This is a genomic window from Cryobacterium sp. M15 (assembly GCF_002929675.1).
Lineage (GTDB): Bacteria > Actinomycetota > Actinomycetes > Actinomycetales > Microbacteriaceae > Cryobacterium > Cryobacterium lyxosi.
The window spans coordinates 1-4,330 of record NZ_PJJW01000013.1; the positions used below are offsets into that span (position 1 = coordinate 1).

At 60.6% G+C, this 4,330-nt stretch carries 5 protein-coding genes and 1 pseudogene; 4 read left to right on the forward strand and 2 right to left on the reverse strand.

What is annotated here, in order from left to right; genetic code table 11:
• The first annotated feature begins 1,274 nt into the window (after positions 1-1,274).
• The gene (locus CXY83_RS17910; protein ID WP_233200482.1) at positions 1,275-1,601 is read left to right on the forward strand and encodes a helix-turn-helix domain-containing protein; all 327 of its coding nucleotides are present in this window, start codon (positions 1,275-1,277) and stop codon (positions 1,599-1,601) included.
• Here the strand turns inward: CXY83_RS17910 and CXY83_RS00160 are convergent.
• Complete coding sequence (locus tag CXY83_RS00160) at positions 1,598-1,936, reverse strand: BglII/BstYI family type II restriction endonuclease (protein ID WP_369831102.1); 339 nt, start codon at positions 1,934-1,936, stop codon at positions 1,598-1,600. The two genes, CXY83_RS17910 and CXY83_RS00160, sit on opposite strands and share 4 nt — an antisense overlap.
• A 204-nt stretch (positions 1,937-2,140) precedes the next feature.
• On the opposite strand from CXY83_RS00160, the gene CXY83_RS00165 reads away from it, so the two are divergent.
• Positions 2,141-2,524 carry a hypothetical protein gene (locus CXY83_RS00165; protein WP_104195432.1) on the forward strand — a complete coding sequence of 128 codons (384 nt, stop codon included), beginning with the start codon at positions 2,141-2,143 and terminating at the stop codon, positions 2,522-2,524.
• A 357-nt stretch (positions 2,525-2,881) separates the two neighbouring features.
• On the opposite strand, the gene CXY83_RS00170 is transcribed toward CXY83_RS00165, so the two are convergent.
• Positions 2,882-3,247 carry a single-stranded DNA-binding protein gene (locus tag CXY83_RS00170; RefSeq protein WP_104195433.1) on the reverse strand — a complete coding sequence of 122 codons (366 nt, stop codon included), beginning with the start codon at positions 3,245-3,247 and terminating at the stop codon, positions 2,882-2,884.
• A 143-nt stretch (positions 3,248-3,390) separates the two neighbouring features.
• On the opposite strand from CXY83_RS00170, the gene CXY83_RS17915 reads away from it, so the two are divergent.
• Positions 3,391-3,744 (forward strand): IS5 family transposase, encoded by a 354-nt coding sequence (locus tag CXY83_RS17915; RefSeq protein ID WP_233200483.1) that lies wholly within the window; start codon positions 3,391-3,393, stop codon positions 3,742-3,744.
• Positions 3,745-3,790: 46 nt separating this feature from the next.
• Positions 3,791-4,253, forward strand: a pseudogene (locus CXY83_RS17920) (IS5 family transposase).
• Positions 4,254-4,330 lie beyond the last annotated feature (77 nt).

The following is a 4,330-nucleotide window of genomic DNA, read 5'->3' on the forward strand; positions in this document are numbered from 1 at the left end:
TTCGCCGCGCCCACCACCACAACACCGCTCAGAATCCAGCGACGCCGCTCACTCAAGGCGAACCGGTAGATCGAGGCTTAGGGTGTCCGTTCGCGGGTTCGCACCAGCACGGTGTTATAGGTGCTGCATTCACTCACCTTATTCTTTCTCTCGTGAAGCGCATTTCCGTTTCGCGCGTCTATACATGATGGTTCCCACGAGCGCGAGGACGAGTGCCGTAGGCAGCCAAGTGAGGAGAAGGTAAGGCCCGAGGATCACGAAATACGGTTCGTTGGAAGTGGCTGATTTGACCCAGATTCCGATGAGTACACCGACAAACAGTGGCAATTGCATCCCCACAAACAGATTGATCATTGCACGTGGATCGTTTAGGCGCTCGAGTGGCACCTGGTGTTTTCTGGTCGCGATAAACGCACCCTGTCCCAGTGAGAACTTGCTGATTGTGAGCTGTGCACCATAGCCCCCAAGAGAGCCTGAGTGTTCTAGAAGTCAAGAATATCCTTCGTCGGGGAGGTAGATAAAATTTTTAGAGCTACCATTTGCAGTCATCGGGCGGACAGGCAATCGCAACTATTTGCTTTTGGGCTCCGGCCATCACCACGGTATCGGACACGTGCTGTGTCGATGATCCGCCCCGGTGGCGTCACGGAACGGCGACGCAACGGAGCGGCCGTGCGGATCGGGCAACCGGTTCCATAACTCGGATGAGGAAGCCCATGAAGCAGGAGACGTCGTGGGGAAGCATCGGTTCTGTCCGCCTATACAGTCGACTAATCGCTTGCACACTTTGTCCCGTTGAGGGTCCGGCTAACAGGCGCTCAACCCATGCTCGACACGTGTCATCAATACGTTCGATTACGTGACAATTCGATCGTACCCTCACTCCATACAAAATTTGTCACATAACCCGTCACATATTCTGAGTCTCTCAAACCCAGCAAAAACTGTCCAATGTGACGGTGGCGCAGTGCCCGCCATCGCCGCTTCCGGAGACGGCTCGTTCACTGACGGTGCCCCATCAAAACGTACAGGGCTGGCTTTCGGCAGCTTTGATTTCGGCAACGAGTTTTGAACACGTCGCCACCCGCGAAAACTCGCGCTCCTGCTAGCTCGGTTGAGAGCAGTCCGCAAACGATTAGTTTCGGGCAAGATCGCAATCTTGGAGGTATTCAACAGTTCTGTACCGAGCAAGACGAGCAGCTTGCCGCCGGCGAGCGACGAGCGATAGCGGCCGGCTTACGGGCACGTGGAAGCGGTATCGCTAGCATGGGCCGATGATCATATGGCTGAATGGCACTCATGGCGTCGGGAAGACGACCACCGCTGCTCTCGTGCAGCAGCTAATCCCGTCCAAGGGCTACGGGGGCGGCGCCATCGAACGCCCGGGAGCAGATGTCCCGGAACTTGCTAAGTATGAGCGCATCCCTGACATAGAAGCGGATGCGCTAGCCGCTGACTTGCATGACATGTACGAACGTCTCGGGTTTTCCATCCGAGATATTGCTGCAGAAACGGGGTTCTCGATAACGCGCGTGAGAGCGCTGCTCGACCGTGCCGGTGCAGACATTCGACCTCGCGGCGCGGTCGCGGTATCTAGTTAGGGGAGCTTGACGCCGACTTCGAATGCCAATTCCACCGATTCGAAGCCGGTGACACGGGGCGGCTCAAGGCCGATGAGAATGAGTGGACACTCGCCACCGCCCCCTAAATTGACCCGAGGAATGAGCTTGTTCCAGTGGGTACTTGACTGGCCAAACTTCACGCCAGTCGCAGTGGGGCTTGTGCAGATAACAGGGTCCATAAAACGCTGCAATTCGAGCCCGCGGGTGACGATCACTCCGACCGCCAGCGCCCCTTCGCGATGCAGAGCCTGGAAGTTCAACAGGTCACGATCATAGAACGGATCCTTGTTGTTCCACTCCATCTCGACACCGATACCGGGATAGGGTCATTGATCCCGCCGTCGCTGAACATGTCGATTTCATGGCCTTTGGTGACGTGAAGCGGCTTGTCATCGATTAGGCGCGAAATAGAAATGTTTCGTTTGCCCCATCCGCGCTGCGTCAGGGTTGCATCAAATCGGGCCGTATGGAAGCCGAGCGCGCTGAGACCGACGCGGCGGCCGAGAAGTCTACCACTCTTGTCGACGAGCTCCGCGGCATCCTGGCCGCGACCGAGTAACGCGCGGCTGGCTCAGCTATCGGAGGCCCGAAATCTCATCACATCGGCATTAGCGGTCAAGGACGAGGCACTAGCGGCCTCGCGCGACGCGTTCGCGCAGGCAGACGCAGCCGTGGCGCGAGCTGAGCGGGCCGAGGCGGAGGCCGCGAGCACCCGCGGCCGGCTCGACCAAGTCCGGGAGGAACGCGAAAGCGCCCGCGAGGAAGCTCTCGTGCTCACGGGGCGTCTGGCGACGGTCACGAGCGAACGCGACAACGCGGCGGCCGAGGTTGCGCGGGAGCGTTCTTACGCCGAGCAGCGCGTCACCAATGTGAAGGACTCCCTTGAGCAGCAACTCACCTAGGTGCGCGCAGACCTTGAGGTGTCGCGCACGAGCGAACGTGAACAGCGCACCCGCGCTGACCGCGCTGAAGCCCGGGCGCCGCGACCCACACGGAATTAGCGCGCCGCGCACTCCCCCACGCAGCTTCGCGCCCTCGCGAAGTGTGTACTCATTGTCGGCGTTGCTTATGGGCTCGTGGCCCGGTGAAGCCGGGTCAATCGAGAAGTGATTATTCGGTTATCGGCAGCTTGGCCGTCCTGGTCACGTGACTAAGTAGTCATAGAGCATCGTGCGCGTGGTCTCCACGCTGGACCGCGAGTGCCACTTCTTCGTTGCATTGGGTAGTGCTAGCTGCTTGGCTGTTGCCAGCCGAAGTGGCTAGTCCTGGTCGGGCTTGCTGTTACGGCGGATCTGCGCGACGGCGCGGCTCAGGTCGGCGCCGATGTAGTCGGCGTCGATGACGCGACCGTAGGTCTTGGATCCTTCGGGGCCCCAGCTGTTGGTGTACTCTCGGCCGACGACGATCACCGCATCCCCCTTATGAAGCGTGGCCGCTGCGTTCTCGCCGAGCTCGAACTTGGCTTCAACGAAATGCGTCGTCGGGTCAACGTGCTCCATGTACCTTCCGGCGCGGTACTCCCCCGTGTTCTCGATGACTCGAAATTTCGTGATGTTGAGACTGCCGGCCTTCACTACGTCGACGTCGGCGGCGAGGTTCCCAGTGATCGTGCGCTGAGTTGACATGGGTTCTGCTCCTTGGGTGATTGTGCGGTTGCGTACGGTTGCAAGTTAGGTGGCTAGGGCGTGTTGATCAAGTGATTTCGGGTGCGTCTGGGCCACCATGGATTATGCATGAGCGTGATGTGGTTTCTGATGAGGCGTGGGCCATGATCAAGCCGTTGCTGCCGCAGGTCCAAGGGCGAAGCCGGCCTTGGCTGGATCACCGGATGGTCGTCGAGAGGATCGCGTGGCGGTTTCGCACGGGTTCGCCCTGGCGTGATCTGCCGGAGCGGTTCGGGCCGTGGAATACCGTGTTCAAACGGTTTGACCGGTGGGCCAAGGACGGCACCTGGCAGAGGATTTTGACGGCCGTGCAGTCTCGCAGCGATCTGCTGGGGAAGCTGGACTGGGTCGTCTCGATCGACTCGACGATTACCCGGGTGCACCAGCACGGCGCGACCCTTACGCGCACCACAGGGGGCGGGATGGAATTACAGGATTCTGGGCGAGGAGCCGCCTGATCATGCGATCGGCCGCTCCCGAGGCGGTCTGACCAGCAAAATCCATCTGGTTGCCGATGGTCGGGGGCGGCCGTTGAGCGTGGTGCTGACGCCGGGGAACATCAACGACACGACGATGCTCGCCGACACGATCGAACGCATTCACGTCCCGCGAGAAGGCGCAGGGCGACCCCGGACACGGCCCGAGCGGGTCCTCGCCGACAAGGGCTACCCATCGCGGGCCAACCGGGCCTATCTGGCCTCGCGCGGGATCAAGTCAACGATTCCCGACCGGGCCGACCAGAGGCAGAACCGGGCGAACAAGTGCTCGGCCGGCGGCCGACCGACCGACCGAATTCGATGCCGAGATCTACAAGGGCCGCAATGTCGTCGAGCGCAGCTTCAACCGGCTCAAGAACTGGCGAGGAATCGCCATGCGCTCCGACAAGACGGCCCGCAACTACCAAGTCGGTATCACCCTCGCCGCCACGTTGATCTGGATCAACACCGACTTATTCAACACGGCCTAGAGGCCCTTGCCGCCGGTGACCGGCAGGACCGCGCCGGAGATGTACGATCCCTCGTCGGAGGCGAGCAGCACGTAGGC

What these genes read in the sequence shown, in the direction of transcription:
- CXY83_RS17910 (WP_233200482.1), top strand. Translation starts at nt 1,275, where the DNA reads ATGATCATATGGCTGAATGGCACTCATGGCGTCGGGAAGACGACCACC.
- CXY83_RS00170 (WP_104195433.1), bottom strand. Translation starts at nt 3,247, where the DNA reads ATGTCAACTCAGCGCACGATCACTGGGAACCTCGCCGCCGACGTCGAC.
- CXY83_RS17915 (WP_233200483.1), top strand. Translation starts at nt 3,391, where the DNA reads ATGATCAAGCCGTTGCTGCCGCAGGTCCAAGGGCGAAGCCGGCCTTGG.